Annotated in this window: 17 protein-coding genes; 10 read left to right on the top strand and 7 right to left on the bottom strand. The window is 65.6% G+C overall.

Annotated features, from left to right (window positions below; all coding sequences use genetic code 11):
* Positions 1–25 precede the first annotated feature (25 nt).
* The gene (locus N7422_RS01675; protein WP_279805094.1) at positions 26–487 is read right to left on the bottom strand and encodes an Lrp/AsnC family transcriptional regulator; all 462 of its coding nucleotides are present in this window, start codon (positions 485–487) and stop codon (positions 26–28) included.
* Positions 488–639: 152 nt separating this feature from the next.
* Here N7422_RS01675 and N7422_RS01670 point away from each other — a divergent pair, with 152 nt between their 5' ends.
* Entirely contained in the window at positions 640–1821 is a 1182-nt protein-coding gene (locus N7422_RS01670) for an aminotransferase class I/II-fold pyridoxal phosphate-dependent enzyme (protein ID WP_279805093.1), read from the top strand.
* A 58-nt stretch (positions 1822–1879) separates the two neighbouring features.
* Here the strand turns inward: N7422_RS01670 and N7422_RS01665 are convergent, their stop codons facing one another.
* A complete protein-coding gene (locus N7422_RS01665; RefSeq protein ID WP_279804823.1) occupies positions 1880–2116 on the bottom strand; it encodes a YdcH family protein in 237 nt (78 codons plus the stop codon).
* 116 nt (positions 2117–2232) lie between these two features.
* On the opposite strand from N7422_RS01665, the gene N7422_RS01660 reads away from it, so the two are divergent.
* The 5 genes from N7422_RS01660 to N7422_RS01640 all read left to right on the top strand — a co-directional run bounded on the left by N7422_RS01660 (position 2233) and on the right by N7422_RS01640 (position 6925).
* On the top strand, positions 2233–2598 hold the full coding sequence (locus tag N7422_RS01660) for a 5-carboxymethyl-2-hydroxymuconate Delta-isomerase (protein WP_279804822.1): 366 nt from the start codon (positions 2233–2235) through the stop codon (positions 2596–2598).
* 164 nt (positions 2599–2762) lie between these two features.
* A complete protein-coding gene (locus N7422_RS01655; protein WP_279804821.1) occupies positions 2763–4400 on the top strand; it encodes a phosphoethanolamine--lipid A transferase in 1638 nt (545 codons plus the stop codon).
* A gap of 93 nt (positions 4401–4493) precedes the next feature.
* Positions 4494–5627 (top strand): ribonuclease D, encoded by a 1134-nt coding sequence (gene rnd / locus N7422_RS01650; protein ID WP_279804820.1) that lies wholly within the window; start codon positions 4494–4496, stop codon positions 5625–5627.
* Positions 5624–5917 (top strand): YcgL domain-containing protein, encoded by a 294-nt coding sequence (locus tag N7422_RS01645; RefSeq protein WP_279804818.1) that lies wholly within the window; start codon positions 5624–5626, stop codon positions 5915–5917. The genes rnd and N7422_RS01645 overlap by 4 nt, the downstream gene beginning before the upstream one ends.
* Positions 5918–5992: 75 nt before the next feature.
* The gene (locus N7422_RS01640; RefSeq protein ID WP_279804817.1) at positions 5993–6925 is read left to right on the top strand and encodes a D-2-hydroxyacid dehydrogenase; all 933 of its coding nucleotides are present in this window, start codon (positions 5993–5995) and stop codon (positions 6923–6925) included.
* A gap of 64 nt (positions 6926–6989) precedes the next feature.
* On the opposite strand, the gene N7422_RS01635 is transcribed toward N7422_RS01640, so the two are convergent.
* Positions 6990–7583: a nitroreductase family protein gene (locus N7422_RS01635; protein WP_279804816.1), complete on the bottom strand. Its 594-nt coding sequence runs from the start codon at positions 7581–7583 to the stop codon at positions 6990–6992.
* 145 nt (positions 7584–7728) lie between these two features.
* On the opposite strand from N7422_RS01635, the gene N7422_RS01630 reads away from it, so the two are divergent.
* Entirely contained in the window at positions 7729–8178 is a 450-nt protein-coding gene (locus N7422_RS01630; protein WP_279804815.1) for a YcgN family cysteine cluster protein, read from the top strand.
* A gap of 26 nt (positions 8179–8204) precedes the next feature.
* On the top strand, positions 8205–9413 hold the full coding sequence (locus N7422_RS01625; RefSeq protein ID WP_279804814.1) for a hypothetical protein: 1209 nt from the start codon (positions 8205–8207) through the stop codon (positions 9411–9413).
* 110 nt (positions 9414–9523) lie between these two features.
* On the opposite strand, the gene N7422_RS01620 is transcribed toward N7422_RS01625, so the two are convergent.
* From N7422_RS01620 to N7422_RS01610, 3 genes are all read right to left on the bottom strand, one after another.
* Complete coding sequence (locus N7422_RS01620) at positions 9524–9862, bottom strand: YgaP-like transmembrane domain (RefSeq protein ID WP_279804813.1); 339 nt, start codon at positions 9860–9862, stop codon at positions 9524–9526.
* Positions 9863–9939: 77 nt separating this feature from the next.
* Complete coding sequence (locus N7422_RS01615) at positions 9940–10410, bottom strand: RNA methyltransferase (protein WP_046856681.1); 471 nt, start codon at positions 10408–10410, stop codon at positions 9940–9942.
* A gap of 71 nt (positions 10411–10481) precedes the next feature.
* Positions 10482–10847: a YajD family HNH nuclease gene (locus tag N7422_RS01610; RefSeq protein ID WP_023632486.1), complete on the bottom strand. Its 366-nt coding sequence runs from the start codon at positions 10845–10847 to the stop codon at positions 10482–10484.
* Between the two features lie 132 nt (positions 10848–10979).
* Between N7422_RS01610 and N7422_RS01605 the strand changes: the two genes are divergently transcribed.
* Positions 10980–11255: a hypothetical protein gene (locus N7422_RS01605; protein ID WP_279804812.1), complete on the top strand. Its 276-nt coding sequence runs from the start codon at positions 10980–10982 to the stop codon at positions 11253–11255.
* A 97-nt stretch (positions 11256–11352) separates the two neighbouring features.
* Here the strand turns inward: N7422_RS01605 and N7422_RS01600 are convergent, their stop codons facing one another.
* Positions 11353–13395, bottom strand: coding sequence for a S9 family peptidase (locus tag N7422_RS01600; protein WP_279804811.1), 2043 nt, complete (start codon positions 13393–13395; stop codon positions 11353–11355).
* Between the two features lie 189 nt (positions 13396–13584).
* On the opposite strand from N7422_RS01600, the gene N7422_RS01595 reads away from it, so the two are divergent.
* Positions 13585–14091, top strand: a complete 507-nt coding sequence (locus N7422_RS01595; protein WP_279804810.1) for an MFS transporter — start codon at positions 13585–13587, stop codon at positions 14089–14091.
* The last annotated feature ends 6 nt before the right edge of the window (positions 14092–14097 follow it).

Genomic DNA, 14097 nt, shown 5'->3' with positions numbered 1-14097 from the left:
AAACCCGCGCAGGGACCCGTACATTTCAAGGGCGAGAAACTGGATACGCCGTGGTGTACTTCATCTGCTCCATGGCAAAGCTCGAGGTGATGTTGGACAGCCCGTCGGTGCTGGTGATCAGCTTCTTGTAGAAGCGGTCGTAGGCGGCGATGTCGCCCACCACCACCCGCAGCATGTAGTCCCAGTCGCCGGACATGCGATACACCTCCATCACCTCTTCGAATGCCGTCACCGTGGCGGCGAACTGCGCCAGCCATGCGCTGTCGTGGCGCTGGGTCTTGAGCTGGACGAACACCGTCAGGCCCAGGCCCAGGCGCTCGGGGTCGAGCAGGGCGACACGCCCGCGAATGTAGCCTTCCTCTTCCAGGCGCTTGACCCGTTTCCAGCAGGGCGTGGTGGAGAGGTTGACCGCCTCGGCCAGGTCCTTGAGGGACATGGAGGCGTCGCGCTGGAGCAGGGTGAGGATGTGCTGGTCGAAACTGTCCATATCGTCGCGGGGCTGAAAGTGGGAAAAGTTTTCCGAGAGTAGCCGCTCGCGGCGAACGATGAAACCATCGTGGGCGTCGAGTGCACAGAATTGTTCCAAGGGCGCCCGGCGTTGGCGGATATGAGATAGTGGCGGCTTTCCATCCACAGTCCATGGACCCGAACATGTCCGACAAGCCGCGCAATTTCGCCACCCGCACCATCCACGCCGGCGAGCAGTCCAGCGTCGCCGACAATGCCATCTTCCCGGCCATCGTCACTTCCAGCTCGTTCATCAAGCGCGGCCTGGACGACAACCCCGAATACGCCTACAGCCGCGTCAGCAACCCGACCCGGCACGCCTACGAGACCTGCGTGGCCGCACTGGAGGAGGGCGTCGGCGCGGTGGCCTGCGCTTCGGGCGTCAGCGCCACCGCCACGGTGCTCGAACTGCTGTCCAAGGACGCCCATGTGGTGGTGATGAACGGTGTCTATGGCGGCACCTTCCGCCTGCTGGAAGATTACCGTGGACGCACCTCGGGCCTGACCACCAGCTATGTCGACCTCAACAACGTCGATGCCGTGGCCGCGGCGATCCGCCCCGAGACCCAGCTGATCTGGATCGAGTCGCCGACCAACCCGCTGTTGCATCTGGTGGACATCAAGGCGGTCTGCGACCTGGCCCGCGCCCGTGGCGTCATGACCTGCATCGACAATACCTTCTGCTCGCCCTGGAACCAGCAGCCGATCACCCTCGGCGTGGACCTGGTAATGCATTCGGCGAGCAAGTACATCGGCGGCCACTCCGACCTGACCGGCGGCGTGGTGGTGGCGGCCAATCACGAGCTGCTGGGCCGTTTGCGCAAGATCAGCATGGCGGTCGGCGCGATCCAGGGGCCGTTCGATTGCTACCTGGCCCTGCGCGGGCTCAAGACCCTGGACGTGCGCATGGAGCGCCAGAGCGCCAACGCCCTGCGCGTGGCGCAGTTCCTCGAGCAGCATCCGCAGGTCGAGCAGGTCTACTACCCGGGGCTGGAAAGCCACCCGCAGCATGAACTGTGCAAGCGCCAGATGCGCACCGGCGGCGCGGTGGTGGCGCTACGCATCAAAGGCGACAGGGCGGCGGTCAACCGCCTGGTCGAGGCGCTGTCGATCTTCGTCCTGGCCGATTCGCTGGGCGGGGTGGAGAGCATGATCAACCACTCCTGGAGCATGTCGCACAACTCCCTGAGCCCGGAGCAGAAAGGCGTGATGGGGATCAGCGAGAACCTGGTGCGGTTGTCGATCGGGATCGAGGATTACCGGGACCTGATCGAGGACCTGGAGACAGCGCTCGAGGCTTCAGCTTCTGTGTGATGGCTGCCGGCCCTTTCGCGGGTGAGCCCGCGAAGAGACCGGCAAATGTTCGAGTCGGTCAGGATTTGGGCGGATGGACGATTCGTTCGATCTTGTCCTTGATCAGCAGCCGCTCCTTGCGCAGGAGGTTGACGGTGTCGTCGTTGGTGGCATTGCCTTCGGCGGCCACCACTTCCTTGTCCTTGGCGTTGTATTCCTTGTGCAGCTTGTGCAGGTCCTGGTTCTTGTCGATGAGGGCCTGGAACTGGTCGGCGGTCACGTGCAGGTCTGCGAGCAAATCATGCGGAACTGGCATTTCTTCACCTCTCTCAGGGTTGGTAAACGAGCCTGAACCAAGAGGATAGTCGCCTTTGCCGCATTGCGGGACTGGGGTAGTCTGTTGCCCCTCCCTGCGTAACCGGAACCTGCGCCATGCCTCACCTGAACCTGGAATACAGCGACAACCTGCGTGAGCTCAACGTCGATGTGCTGTTGCTGCGCCTGAACCATGCCCTGGTCGGCAGTGGCCAGTTCGCCGAGGAGCTGGACATCAAGAGCCGTGCCCAGGCCTTTGCCCAGTACCGGGTCGGCACCGCCCCGGGCGAGCGGGCCTTCGCCCATGTACGCCTGGCGATTCTCAGCGGACGCACACAGCAAGTGAAACAGCAGCTGTCCGCCAGCCTGCTCGAAGTGCTGCGCGAAGCGATCCCCGGCCAACCCGGCCTGGACATCCAGCTGTGCGTGGAGGTCCTGGACATCGATCGCGAGCCGTACGCCAAACTTCGCCTGCCTGGCTGAATGGCAGCTGAATGAAAGTTGTTTAATTGATGAAAGATGCCGGCCGACCAATTGTTGGCGTCTTTTTCACGAAAAATTGATGGTAGGCTTTCTAGAGTTCGGCCAACTTCCCAACCTGCCCGTCCGGGCGTGTTGGCCGCTGATGAACTCTTACTGCGAACGCCATGCTCACATTCAAATCCCTGCGGACCGAGTGGGTCACGTTGCTGGCCAGCCTGTACCTGCTGATTGGTTTTAACGCGCTGCTCTGGGAGCACCTGGAGTCCATCGTGCCGCCCGGCATGGTGGGGCTGTGGCTGAGCCTGGCATTCGCCGTGCTGATGTTGTTCGCCTTCAATCTCATTCTGACGCTGCTGGCGTTCCGTTATGTATTGAAGCCCATATTGATCACCTTGTTCATGAGCGGTTCGGCGGCTGCTTATTTCATGAATCAATATGGCGTACTTATTGATGTCGGCATGTTCCGCAATATCGCCGAGACCAATGTTGCGGAAGTGCGTGACCTGCTCTCCTTGAAGTTTGCCTTGTATATCCTCCTGCTGGGCGTACTGCCTTCGCTGCTGGTGTGGAAGGCGAAGATCGCCTATCGCCCCTGGTACCGCGAGCTGCTCGGCAAGCTGGTGGTCGGCGGCGCTTGCGTCGCGGCCCTGGGCTCGGTGGCGCTGGTCAACTACCAGGGCTTGTCGTCGCTGTTTCGCAATCACCATGAACTGCGCCTGATGCTCACCCCGAGCAATATCGTCGGCGCCTCTTTCGGTTATGTCCGCGAGCAGATCGGCACGGTCGCCCAGCCGTTCCAGCGCTATGGCGAGGATGCGCGGCGCGATGCGGCCTGGCAGCACCATGAGCGCAAGTCGCTGACGGTGCTGGTGGTTGGCGAGAGTGCCAGGGCGGACAACTTCGGCGTGCTTGGCTATGCCCGCGACACCACCCCGCGCCTGGCCAGGGAGCAGGGCTTGCTGGCGTTCCGCGATGTCCACTCCTGCGGCACCGAGACCGCGGTGTCGGTGCCTTGCATGTTCTCCGGCATGGCGCGCAAGGACTATGACGCCAGCGTGGCCAGGAACCGCGAGGGGCTGCTGGACATCCTCCAGCGCGCGGGGCTGGCCGTGCAATGGCGCGACAACCAGTCCGGCTGCAAGGGCACCTGCGACCGGGTGCGGTTCATCGACGTGAGCAACCTCAAGGACCCGGCGCTGTGCGCGGGTGGCGAATGCCATGACGAGGTCCTGCTGCAGGGCCTGGGCGAGCTGATCGACAACCTCGACCAGGACACCGTGCTGGTCCTGCACCAGATGGGCAGCCACGGCCCGGAATACTTCAAGCGCTATCCGGCGGGCAGTGAATCCTTCACCCCGGTGTGCCGCAGCAATGCCCTGAACCAGTGCAGCGAGCAGGAAATCGTCAATGGCTACGACAACACCCTGGTCTACACCGACAAGGTGCTGGCCGCGCTGATCGACACCCTGCGCAGCAAGCAGGACAAGGTCGACACCGCGATGATCTATCTGTCCGACCATGGCGAGTCGCTGGGCGAGTACAACCTGTTCCTGCACGGTACGCCGTACATGATGGCGCCGGACCAGCAGAAGCACGTGCCACTGCTGGCCTGGTTCTCTGACAGCTACCGCCAGGACTTCGGCCTGGACACCGATTGCCTGGCCGGGCTGCGCGACGCACCGCTGTCCCAGGACAACCTGTTCCACTCGATGCTCGGCCTGTTGCAGGTGCGCACCGAGGTCTACCAGCCGTCGCTGGACATGTTCGCCGGCTGCCGGCCATGGCTGGCGGCGCACCGCTGAGCGGGTGACCGCCCGGCACCACGGATGGCGCGAGGTTTCACCCCCAGGGGCCGCGCCGTATATACTGCGCGCCAATGTTAGTGGGAGAGCCTCGTGGCCATCGAAATTCACTGGATCCGTGACGACCAGACCCTGGCCGAACACTGCCAAAGCTGGCGCGAACTGCCCTTCGTAGCGCTCGACACCGAATTCATGCGGGTCGACACCTTCTACCCCAAGGCCGGCCTGATCCAGATCGGCGTCGGCGAGCATGCCTACCTCATCGATCCCTTGCTGATCCGTGACTGGCAGCCCCTGGCCGAGCTGCTCGAAGACAGCGGCGTGGTCAAGGTGCTGCATGCCTGCAGCGAAGACCTGGAAGTGCTGCTGCGCCTGACCGGCAAGCTGCCCCAGCCGCTGTTCGACACGCAGCTGGCCGCCGGCTACCTGAACATCGGCTTCTCGATGGGCTATTCGCGCCTGGTGCAGGAAGTGCTGGGGCTCGAGCTGCCCAAGGGCGAGACCCGCTCCGACTGGCTGCAGCGTCCGCTGTCGGAAACCCAGGTGAGCTACGCCGCCGAGGATGCCGTGCACCTGGCGGAGCTGTTCAGCGCCTTGCGCCCGCGCCTGTCCGATGACAAGTACGCCTGGGTGCTGGAGGACGGCGCCGAGCTGGTCGCCCAGCTGCGCCGCGAGGTCGAGCCACAGACGCTGTACCGCGACGTCAAGCTGGCCTGGAAGCTTGGCCGTCAGCAACTGGCCGTGCTGCGCGAACTGTGCGCCTGGCGCGAGCGCGAAGCGCGCAGCCGTGACGTGCCGCGCAATCGTATCCTCAAGGAACACTCGCTGTGGCCCATGGCCAGGAGCCAGCCCGACAGCCCGGCGGCGCTGGCGAAGATCGACGAGATGCACCCGCGCACCATCCGCCAGGACGGCGAGAGCCTGATCCAGCTGATCAAGCGCGCCGCCAGCCTGCCGCCGGAGCAGTGGCCCGAGCCGCTGCCCGAGCCGTTGCCGATCGAAGCCGCCGGCATCCTCAAGCGCCTGCGCGCCATTGGCCAGGCCGAGGGCGAGCGGCTGGGCATCGCCCCGGAGCTGATGCTGCGCAAGAAAGCCCTCGAAGCGCTGCTCAAGAGCGGCTACCCCGACGGCCCCTATCAACTGCCCGATGCGCTGCGCGGCTGGCGTCGCGAGCGCATGGGCCAGGCCCTGCTGGACGACCTGGCCGGCGCCGGAGATTCCCGATGAAACGTATCTGTTCGATCTACAAGAGCCCGCGCAAGCACGAGATGTACCTCTATGTGCTCAAGGCCGAAGGCCTGGAGCGTGTGCCGCAGGCACTGCTGCCGTTCTTCGGCACGCCCATGCATGCCTTCGACCTGGTGCTCAGCCCCGAGCGCAAGCTGGCCCGCGAAGATATCGCCAAGGTGCTGGAGAACCTCGACAGCCAGGGCTATCACCTGCAGATGCCGCCGCCGGAAGACGACTACATCGAGCACTTGCCCGAAGAGCTGCTGCGCCGCAACGACCCGGCCTGATCCAGGCACGGTCTCCTTTCTCCCTGTGGCCCGCCTGGCGGGCCGCTTTCGTTGTTTGCCAAGGTTATGTGTCACATGCGCGTTCTGATCGCTGAACAGGATCATGCCAACTACGCTCGCCTGCTGGGCGAGGCAGCGCCGGACCTGGAGGTCCTGACCAGTGGCGACTCCGCCGAACTGGCGCGCCTCGCCCCCGACTGCCCGGTATGGCTGGGCCAGCCGGATCTGCTGGCCAGCCTGCTGCGCCAGGGCCATAAACCCCGGTGGATGCAATCGACCTGGGCCGGCATCACGCCGCTGCTGGCCGACGGCCTGCCGCGCGACTACCGCCTGACCCGGGCCGTGGGAATCTTTGGCCAGGTGATGGCCGAGTACATGCTCACCTACATGCTCGTCCATGAGCGCGATGTGCTGTCGCGCCTGGTCAGTCAGGTCGAGCGGCGCTGGGATGACCGCCCGGGACGCACCCTGGAGGGGCGTCGGGTGCTGATCGTCGGCGTCGGCGATATCGGCCAGCGGGTGGCGGAGTTCCTCGTGCCGTTCGGGGTCACTCTGTATGGCGTGGCCAGCGGCGCCCGCGAGCAGGCGCCGTTCGCCGAGGTGGCCGGGCTCGACCAGTTGCCGCGCCTGGTCGGCCAGGCCGACTATGTGCTCAACCTGCTGCCTGACACGCCGGCGACCCATGACCTGTACGATGCGGCGCTGTTCAAGTGCTTTCAGCCAAGCGCCTTGTTCATCAACGCCGGGCGTGGCGTCGCGGTGGTCGATGCCGATCTGGTCGAAGCGCTCAAGCAGGGGCACCTGGCCGGTGCGGTGATCGATGTCTGCCGCCAGGAGCCATTGCCCCAGCGCCACCCGTTCTGGACCGCCTGGGGGCTGCTGTTGACCGGGCACAGCTCCGCGCCGACCTCGCCGCTGGCGATGGTGCGGTTGTTCGTCGAGAATGTGCGGGCGTACGCCGCGGAGCAGGAACTGCGGGGCGAGGTGGACTTCACCCGCGGTTATTGAGTCGGCCTGTAGCGGTCTCTTCGCGGGTTTACCCGCGAAAAGGCCGGTACAGGCAGCGAAAGGCTTACAGGCTGAACTCGCCTTCGGCCGCCAGCTCGCTCAGTGGCCGGCGTGGGCTCGGCATTTCCCGGGCTTGCAGGCCTTCGGCCAGCGAGGCCTTGTCGCCCAGCTTGCCGATCGCCACCATGGCGTGCAGCGCATAGCCCTCGGGGATCTTCAGCTCGCGGCGCGCCAGGTCCTGGTCGAAGCCGGCCATGCCATGGGTGTGCCAGCCGCTGATGCTGGCCTGCAGCGCCAGGTGACCCCAGGCCGAGCCGGTATCGAAGGTGTGCCAAAGCGCCGGCTTCTCCTCGTCGGAGCCCGGCGCGGCGAAGGTGGTCTTGGAGATGATCAGCACCAGGGCCGAGGCCTGCTGTGCCCAGCTGCGGTTGAACTCGTTGAGGATGCCCAGGTAGCGCTCCCAGCTCGGCGTGTCGCGGCGCGCGTAGAGGAAGCGCCACGGCTGCGAGTTGTAGGCCGATGGCGCCCAGCGTGCGGCTTCGAGGAAGCTCAGCAGGGTGTCCTGGCTGATCGGCTCGGCGGTGAAGGCACGGGGCGACCAGCGATTGATGAACTGCTCGTTGATGGCGTAGTCGGCGATGCGTGGGGTGGCGCTCATGGGTGCTCCTGCAAGGGCGGGGGGAAATACCGCACGCTACTGCGTCCGCCGAGCACTGACAAGCGGTCTGGCGTTGCCGTCGGACTGCCTCTAGACTGGCGCCGCCGCGCGCCGCGGATTGATGTTGACTGCAGGAAACCGTGTGATGATCGCCGATACCGCGCCCTTCTGGCGGCGCAAGACCCTCGACCAGCTCGATGACAAGGAGTGGGAGTCGCTCTGCGACGGCTGCGGCCTGTGCTGCCTGCAGAAGCTCGAGGACGAAGAGGACAACAGCGTCTATTACACGAGCATCGCCTGCAAGCTGCTGGACCTGCAGACCTGCCAGTGCAGCGACTATGCCAATCGTTTCGCCCAGGTTCCCGACTGTATCCAGCTCACCCCAGGCAAGGCCGACCAGTTCAAGTGGCTGCCGCCCACCTGCGGTTATCGCCTGGTCAGCGAAGGGCAAGACCTGCCCGCCTGGCACCACCTGGTCAGTGGCGATCGCCAGCAGGTGCATGAGCAGCGTATCTCCCGGTCCGGGCGCATGCTCAGCGAAAACGACGTGGATGAAGACGACTGGGAAGACCACCTCATCTTCCGCGCTGGTTGAGTTTCCGGGGAACAAGGAGTTTCGCTATGCGTCGCCCGCTGTTGTTGGTTGTCGGCCTGCTGGTCAGCTCGCAGGTCCTGGCGAAGAAGGTCGATCTCGATTATCAGGTGCGCCTGCTGCCACAGAGCGGCCAGGCCGAGGTGCGCCTGACCCTGGCCGACGGCGGCGCGGTGCGCAGCCTGGATTTCGACCTGGGCAAGGGGAGTGTCTACAGCGATTTTCTCGCCGATGGCCAATGGCACGCTCAGGACGGGCGCGGCATCTGGCGCCCGGCGCCGGGCAAGACCAGCCTCAGTTACCGCGTGCGGCTCGACCAGCAGCCCCGTGGCGCGGCCCATGAGACGCGCATCACGCCGCATTGGGCGCTGTTGCGTGGCGACCAGTTGGTGCCGCCGGCGCGCCTTGACCAGCAGGATGGCACCGAACTGGTCTCGCGGCTGACCTTCGACCTGCCGACGGGCTGGAAGAGTGTCGAAACCGCCTGGCCGCGCATCGGTCGGCAAAAGTTTCGCATCGATGATGTGTCGCGGCTGTTCGACCGTCCCACCGGCTGGATGCTCGCCGGCAACCTGGGTAGCCGCCGGGCGCGGCTGGGCGATACCGAGGTGACTGTCGCCGCGCCACAAGGGCAGGGCATGCGGCGCATGGACACGCTGACCCTGCTGACCTTCGTCTGGCCGCAGCTGCAGGCGGTGTTCCCGCGCAATCCCCCCAAGCTGCTGCTGGTCGGTGCCCGTGACGAGATGTGGCGTGGCGTGCTGGGCGGCAACAACTCGCTGTATCTGCACAGTGGCCGGCCATTGGTCAGCGAGAACGGCACCAGCCCGCTGCTGCGTGAGCTGGTGCAGCTGTTCGCCCAGATCAACGACCGCGAGGGCAGCGACTGGCTGGGCGAGAGCCTGGCCGACTACTACGCCACCGAGCTGCTGCGCCGCGCCGGGGGCATGAGCGATGATCGCTACGAAGCGTTGCAGGCCCGTCAGCACAAACTGGCCGCCAAGGTGACTCACCTCAAGGGCGCCAAGGCCGACGCCGCGCAGGTCGCCCGTGGCGTACTGCTGCTTCAGGCCCTGGACCGCGAGATCCGCCTGCACAATCACGACAAGCGTTCGCTGGACGATGTCGCCCGGGCGCTGATGCGCCTGTCGAGCGTCAGTACCGAGGAGTTCGTGCAGATCAGCGAGAATGTGCTGGGGCGCCAGTCCGAGGTGCTGCAGAGCAAGGTGTTGCGCTAGGCCTGTAGCGGCCCCTTCGCGGGTAAACCCGCGCCCACAGGATTCGCACGCCTTTCAAGGTTGGCAATGCCCCTGTGGAGGCGGGCTTGCCCGCGCAGGCGACACATGGCTCAACGCTCCAGCGGGTCTTTACCGGTTACCGTCGCCGTGCGTGTCGCCGCATCGGCGCTGGCTTTCAACGCCTTGAGCTCAGCCGCCCCGCGTTCGATGTCCGCATGCAGGCGCAGATACTGCGCACGATGCCGCTGCCACCAGGCCTTGGTCGAACAATGCCCACTCACGCCACGGGCCAGCGCCAGCCCGCCGACCGCCACCTGCAGCAACCCGAGCAGGCCGCCGTGGCGCAGCCCCTTGCTGATCATCAGCGCACCGCCAGCCAGGGAGCTGGCGCGCTCCAGGCCGTGGACATTGTGTTCGCGCAGGACCGGGGTCGAATGGAAATCGAGCATCGGGAAGTCTCCTCTGGGCAGTGATAACCAGCAGACTTCATGTCTCACGCTTGCGTTCAGTGAAATTGCGTGCCGAGCTATTTGAACTTCGGCCCCGAGCGGGTGTTCAAGCCCTTGGCCATGCGGTCGTAGAGCACCACGTTGACCGTCGCCGCAAGGTTCATGCAGCCTTGGGTCGGGATGTAGATCGTCTCTTCGCACCAGCCCCGTACATCTTCGCTCAACGAGCCATCTTCGGGCCCGAAGATATAGATCGCCCGGTCCGGATGAGTGTATTCGGGCAGTGGCCGCGCGCCGTCCACCAGCTCCACCGCCACCGGTGTGCATCCCAGCGGGATGATGCGCTGCAGGTCGTCGATGCCGATCAGCGGGATGTCGTAATGCACCCGTTTGGTATCGGTGACGAAATCTCGGGCGCGCTCATAGCGCTTGCCGGTATAGAACACCGAGTTGACGCCGTAGCAGCCTGCCGCGCGCATCACCGAGCCGACATTCTCGGCCGACTTGGGGTTGAACAGGCCGATGCAGCTGTACCGTTTGTTAGCCACGAGTCGGGGCCCTTTGCAAAAAGAGCGCGATTATACGGGCTTGCAGATGGCGCGGGGGGAGCAATCGACGGTCAGTCCTTCTTCATCAGCGCGGCCAGGCCGGCGAACGGGTTGTGGGTGGCCACGGCCACTTTCGGCGTGCTCAGCGAACCTTCGCTGAAATATTGCTGGTCGGTATAGCGGGCGTGCTCGTTGTCATGGCAGTACAGGCACAGCAGCTCCCAGTTCGAGCCGTCCTGGGGGTTGTTGTCGTGATTGTGGTCGCGGTGGTGCACGGTCAGTTCCGACAGGCGCTTGCCGGAGAACTCGCGGGTGCAGCGCCCGCAGACATGGGGGTACATTTTCAGCGCCTTGTCGCGGTAGCCCATTTCCTTGTCGCGCTTGGCGTCGGCGAGGATGCGGTCGAGGCGGGCGGTGGCGTCGGAGGTGGAGCTCATGGTGTTACCTTTCTTCTGATCAGGGCAATGACGGTTATGCCTTCGAGTCTAGCGCGCCTGTGGGGCGAGCGGACAGGCGAAAATGCGTCATTGGGCGTAGCCTGTAGGAAGATTCCTGACAGGAGGCTGCCGATGCTGCATGCGATCCTCGCCGCCCTGCTGCTTGGCGCGGTGCCCATGGCTGACGCCGCGGGTCAGCAGCGGCCGCTCACGCCCGTCCCTGGCGCGCCTGGAACGCCGACCCCGACGCCTTACCCGCAGATCACCCCGAGCACGCCGCCCAAGGCTGGCGCCAATCGACCCGGCGCGCCGCTGTTGCCGCCGATGCCCGTTCCGGGGCCGCCGAAGGACCAGCCCCTGCCGGGATTGAGCCAGGAGCCACCGAAAACGCCGGGCAAGGCCGACTAGTCCCGTGCCGTGGGAGCGGGTCGGCCCGCGAAGGCGCAGGATCTGGCAGCGTGGCCATGCCTGCTGATGCATTCGCGGGTCTGGTGCCAGACGGGCCTTACGCCACGCCCAGTTCGTTGAAGACGAACGCGTACTCCAGCGCCACATCGCGCAGCCCCTGGTAGCGCCCGCTCATGCCGCCATGGCCGGCGCCCATCTCGGTCTTGAGCAGCAGCAGGTTGTCATCGGTCTTGCGCGTACGCAGGCGCGCCACCCACTTGGCCGCTTCCCAGTACTGGACGCGGCTGTCGTTGTAGCCGGCGACCACCAGCATGGCCGGGTAGGCCTGTTCCTTGACGTTCTCGTAGGGGGCGTAGGCCTTGATCCGCGCGTATACCTCTGGCTCCTCGGGGTTGCCCCATTCGTCGTACTCGGTGACGGTCAACGGCAGCTCGGGGTCGAGCATGGTGTTGAGCACATCGACGAACGGCACTTCGGCGATGGCGCAGTGGAACAGATCAGGGCGCAGGTTGAGCACCGCGCCCATCAGCAGGCCGCCGGCACTACCGCCGCTGATGGCCAGGCGCTGGCGGCTGGTCACGCCCTCGTCGATCAGGTGCTCGGCGCAGGCGATGAAGTCGTCGAAGCTGTTGTGCTTGTGCTCCTGCTTGCCGGCTCGGTACCAGGCCTCGCCCAGCTCGCCGCCGCCGCGCACATGGGCGATGGCGAAGGCCACGCCGCGCTCCAGCAGGCTCAGGCGAGCGTGGGAGAACCACGGATCGAGGCTTTCGCCGTAGGCGCCGTAGCCGTAGAGGTACAGCGGCACGCACTGGTCGAGGTCAGCGCGGCGGCGCACCAGGCTGATCGGTACTCGCGTGCCATCCTTTGCCTCGGCCCACAGGCGCTGGCTGACGTAGTCGTCGGCGTCGAACGCGCCCAGCACCGGCGTCTGCTTGAGCACCTGCTGATCGCCTGTGGCCAGTTCCAGCTGGCGCACCTGGGCCGGGCGGTTGAGGGCCTCGTAGCGCAGGCGGATGCGGGTGCTGGCGAACTCCAGGCTGTCCTGCACATAGAGGCTGTAGGCCGCATCCGGCAGTTCGACCCGATAGGCCGGCAACCCTTGCGGGTGCACCTCGATGATCGGCAGGCCGCCTTCGCGCAGGCTCAGGGACAGCGCCGAGGCGTTGAGGCTCACCCCTTCGAGCATGATGTCGTCGCGGTGCGGCACCAGCACCTGCCACTGCGCGCGGTCGGGCACCTGATCCGCCGGCGCTTGGAACAGGGCGAAGTTGATGCCGTCCTGGTTGCTGCGGATGAACCAGCGCCACTGACCTTCGAGCTGACCGTGGTCTGGGTAGTACTCATGGCCCTCGAGCCGTGGCGCCAGGCAGGTGAAGTCGGCCTGCGGCGTGGCGGCATCGAGTACCCAGGCTTCGCTGGTGGTCTTGCTGTTGAGCAGCAGCACCAGCTGGCGCTCGGAGCTGGCGCGGTAGCAGTGCAGGAAGAAACGCCCGTCGGGCTCTTCGAACACCGTGCTGGCACCCGCCTCGCCGAGGGTGTGGCGGCGCAGGCGCCACGGACGATGGGTGTCGTCCAGTTCGGCGAAGAACAGGGTCTGGCTGTCGTTGGCCCAGGTCATGCTGCCGTCGCAGTCGTCGAACGGCAGGCTGGTCAGCGCGCCGCTGGCCAGGTCCTTGACGTACAGGGTGTAGACCTCGTCGCCGCTGGTGTCGAGGCTGTAGGCCAGCAGGCGGTGGTCGGGGCTGATGTTGAAGGCGCCGAGGGACAGGAAGCCGCCATTGGCCAGGGCGTTGGGGTCGAGCAGCAGCTCCTCGCGGCTTTCATCGACCGTGTTGCTGTCGTCGCTCGGGCGCGGGCAGCGGTAGTGGCGCGGGTATTCGTCGCCGGCGGTGGTGCGGGTGTAGTAGAGGTAGGGACCCCAGGGGGAGGGCAGCGACAGGTCGGTTTCGAGGATGCGGGACTTGATTTCCTCGAACAGCTGTTCACGCAGCGGCGCCTGATCGGCCAGACAGGCTTGCTGGTAGGCGTTTTCCTCGGCCAGGTAGGCCAGCACTTCGGGGGTGTCGCGATTCTGCAGCCAGGCGTAGGGGTCGGCGCCTTCGGCTTGGTGAGCGATAGGGGGGCGAAGAGCATTGGGCATCGGAAGTCTCTTGGTTGGGGCTACCGGCCTCTTCGCGGGTAAACCCGCTCCCACAGAGGCATCGCTGAACCTGTGGGAGCGGGTTTACCCGCGAAGAGGCCCTGACAGGCTCACTGTGCCGCCGGGGGCAGCCTGCGCCGGTAAAAGTGTTTATCATAGGCGTCTCTTTGCCTGGCTTGCATCAACACCATGACCGAACACGACTATACGCTGGCCTGGGGCCTGTACGCCGTTGCCGCCCTGGGCTGCCTGCTGGTGGGTTTCAAGCTGACCGGCTGGATGTGGCGCTGGCTGCGCGAGCCGCTGCGGGTGATCATCGCCGTGCTGCTGTTCGCCCCGACCATCGTCGACCCGGTCAAGGAAAGCTTCGCGCCGGCCATCGCCATCACCGCCCTGGACGTGGCCTTCAAGGTCGGCAACAACGCCTGGCGCGCGGCCTCCGACCTTGCCATGTACGGCATGATCGCCTTTGCCCTGTACATCGTCTTCGTGCTGATTCGCTGGCCGCTGGAAAAACGCGCCCGTGAGCGCCGTGTCCAGCGTGAGGCTGCCGCCCGCCGCGAGGCGCAGGAGGATGAAGTGATGGTTGAGGCACCGGTGGCCGCCAACCGCCAGGATCGCTACCGCGACGAGCCGCAGCCTGCGCCTGCGCGGCGTGCCGGCCCCGGCCAGGGCCGCGTCGAACCTCGTCTGTAAGCCAGG

This window comes from Pseudomonas sp. GD04091 (genome assembly GCF_029836165.1).
In the GTDB taxonomy this organism is placed as follows: Bacteria; Pseudomonadota; Gammaproteobacteria; order Pseudomonadales; family Pseudomonadaceae; genus Aquipseudomonas.
This window is presented reverse-complemented; position numbering and strand designations above follow the sequence as displayed.

Excerpts from the sequence above, each read along its gene's own strand:
- N7422_RS01675 (WP_279805094.1), bottom strand. The coding sequence starts at position 487 with ATGGACAGTTTCGACCAGCACATCCTCACCCTGCTCCAGCGCGACGCC.
- N7422_RS01670 (WP_279805093.1), top strand. The coding sequence starts at position 640 with ATGGACCCGAACATGTCCGACAAGCCGCGCAATTTCGCCACCCGCACC.
- N7422_RS01665 (WP_279804823.1), bottom strand. The coding sequence starts at position 2,116 with ATGCCAGTTCCGCATGATTTGCTCGCAGACCTGCACGTGACCGCCGAC.
- N7422_RS01660 (WP_279804822.1), top strand. The coding sequence starts at position 2,233 with ATGCCTCACCTGAACCTGGAATACAGCGACAACCTGCGTGAGCTCAAC.
- N7422_RS01655 (WP_279804821.1), top strand. The coding sequence starts at position 2,763 with ATGCTCACATTCAAATCCCTGCGGACCGAGTGGGTCACGTTGCTGGCC.
- N7422_RS01645 (WP_279804818.1), top strand. The coding sequence starts at position 5,624 with ATGAAACGTATCTGTTCGATCTACAAGAGCCCGCGCAAGCACGAGATG.
- N7422_RS01640 (WP_279804817.1), top strand. The coding sequence starts at position 5,993 with ATGCGCGTTCTGATCGCTGAACAGGATCATGCCAACTACGCTCGCCTG.
- N7422_RS01635 (WP_279804816.1), bottom strand. The coding sequence starts at position 7,583 with ATGAGCGCCACCCCACGCATCGCCGACTACGCCATCAACGAGCAGTTC.
- N7422_RS01630 (WP_279804815.1), top strand. The coding sequence starts at position 7,729 with ATGATCGCCGATACCGCGCCCTTCTGGCGGCGCAAGACCCTCGACCAG.
- N7422_RS01625 (WP_279804814.1), top strand. The coding sequence starts at position 8,205 with ATGCGTCGCCCGCTGTTGTTGGTTGTCGGCCTGCTGGTCAGCTCGCAG.
- N7422_RS01620 (WP_279804813.1), bottom strand. The coding sequence starts at position 9,862 with ATGCTCGATTTCCATTCGACCCCGGTCCTGCGCGAACACAATGTCCAC.
- N7422_RS01610 (WP_023632486.1), bottom strand. The coding sequence starts at position 10,847 with ATGAGCTCCACCTCCGACGCCACCGCCCGCCTCGACCGCATCCTCGCC.
- N7422_RS01605 (WP_279804812.1), top strand. The coding sequence starts at position 10,980 with ATGCTGCATGCGATCCTCGCCGCCCTGCTGCTTGGCGCGGTGCCCATG.
- N7422_RS01600 (WP_279804811.1), bottom strand. The coding sequence starts at position 13,395 with ATGCCCAATGCTCTTCGCCCCCCTATCGCTCACCAAGCCGAAGGCGCC.
- N7422_RS01595 (WP_279804810.1), top strand. The coding sequence starts at position 13,585 with ATGACCGAACACGACTATACGCTGGCCTGGGGCCTGTACGCCGTTGCC.